We start from the raw sequence: 1,671 nt of genomic DNA, 5'->3' as shown, positions 1-1,671 counted from the left end.
AAGGAGACGGCGATCCTCTTCGGCGACGGCGCCGGCGCGGCGGTCCTCGCCCCCGGCGAAGGGCCGATGCAGGTGATCGACGCGCGGCTCGACGGCAACGGCGAGTTGGCGTCGGCGCTCGCGCTCGACTTCGACGCGCCGCTGGCGATGGACGGCCGCACGGTGATCATGCAGGCCAGCCGGAAGCTGCGCGCCGCCGTCCTCGATCTGCTGGAGCGGAACGGCCTGAAGCCGGCCGACGTGGACCTCTATCTTTTCCATCAGGCGAATCTGGTGCTGCTGCGCCAGGTCGCGAAAACGCTCGGCGTTCCGCCGGAGAGGGTCTTCACCAACGTCGAGCGCTACGGCAACACCTCCGCCGCGTCACTTCTGATCGCCGCCTCGGAGGCCGCCGACGCCGGGCTGCTGCGGAGCGGGACGCACGCGGCGCTGGCGGCGTTCGGCGCCGGCATGACGTGGGGCGCCGCCCTGCTGCGCTGCTGAGCCGTCCGCCTTCCGCGCTTTCGGCGCCGCGGCTTCGTCGGGCCGCGGCGTTTCCTTTTCGGCGCCGGCCGCGCCGCTCTTGGGCGCTTCGGCCGCGTCGGGCCGCGGCGTTTCCTTTTCGGTTTCCGCCGCGCCGCTCTTGGGCGCCTCGGCCGCGCCGGACCGCGGCGTTTCCTTTTCGGCTTCGGCCGCGGCGCTTTGGGGCGCGTCGGTCTCCGCCGCCGCCGCGACGTCCGCGTCGCCGCGCGGCTTAGGCGGCGCCGCCGCGCGGCGCGGAGCCGCGTTCGCCTTCGCCCCCAAGCCGTCCGCGACGCCGATCGGCCCTTGCGCGCCGGACGCGCGTCGCCCGGCCTCGAGCGCGTCCACGAGCAGCCGCGAGACGATGTCGGCGCCCATGCCGGTCGGGTGCGTGAGGTCGCCCGAGACGAGCCGGTTCTCGCGCTCGTACCAGCGGGCCATCGTGCCCGAGCCGCCCATCGCGCTGTAGGTGTCGAAGAAGGCGGCGCCGGCGGCCTTGGCCGCGGCCCGCTCCGCCTCGACGATCTGCGGGATCGTCGCCATCGTCGTCAGCGAGCCGTCCTCGCCGCGCGCGCCGCGGTCCATCGGGGCCATCACGAGGACCGAGGCGTTCGGCGCGGCCGCGCGGACCCGCGCGATCAGCGCCTCGACGTCCCGCCGCAGCTTGTCCATCGAGAGGCCGACGTAGCCGCTCTCGTTCGTGCCGTAGTTGAGCACGACGAGGTCGGGGCGCCGCAGCCGCAGCTCCGCCTGCCAGTCGCCGGCGTCGAGCAGCGAGAGGAAGTGGGCCGTCGCGCCGTTGGCGCCGATCGAGTCGTAGACGACGCCCGGCTCCTCGCGCTCGAGCGCCACGCCGTAGAGCGCCACCTCGCCGTCCCCCTTCGGCGAGAGCGAGAGCGAGTGCGGCCCGTCCGGCACGTGGATCTCGCGCGTCGCCGGCGCGGGGCTCGCCGCGGCGGTGCCGATCTCGCTCGCCGGCGCGCCGTCCACCGACGCGAGGAGCGTTCCGCCGCCGGGGCGGCCGAGGTAGTGCACGACGAAGTCGGAGACGGCGCCGTTCGGGCCGCCGCGCGGCGTGGCGATCTTCGTCGAGGCGCCGCGCGCGGCGCGGAACGCCACGCCGGCGAGGCCGCAGCGACCGTCCCTCGCCGAGCCGAAGAGCGGCGAGTT

2 protein-coding genes are annotated in these 1,671 nt (G+C 75.3%); one reads left to right on the top strand and one right to left on the bottom strand.

Features of this window, described 5'->3' with window-relative positions; genetic code table 11:
- The coding region (locus LLG88_04710; protein MCE5246208.1) for a ketoacyl-ACP synthase III at positions 1 to 483 on the top strand (483 nt) is incomplete at its 5' end.
- Here LLG88_04710 and LLG88_04705 read toward each other — a convergent pair.
- Positions 364 to 1,671 (bottom strand): GDSL-type esterase/lipase family protein (locus LLG88_04705; protein MCE5246207.1); only part of this gene is annotated, 1,308 nt, incomplete at its 5' end. The genes LLG88_04710 and LLG88_04705 overlap by 120 nt on opposite strands.

The sequence above is a fragment of the bacterium genome (assembly GCA_021372775.1).
Classification (GTDB): Bacteria; Acidobacteriota; Polarisedimenticolia; order J045; family J045; genus JAJFTU01.
This window is presented reverse-complemented; position numbering and strand designations above follow the sequence as displayed.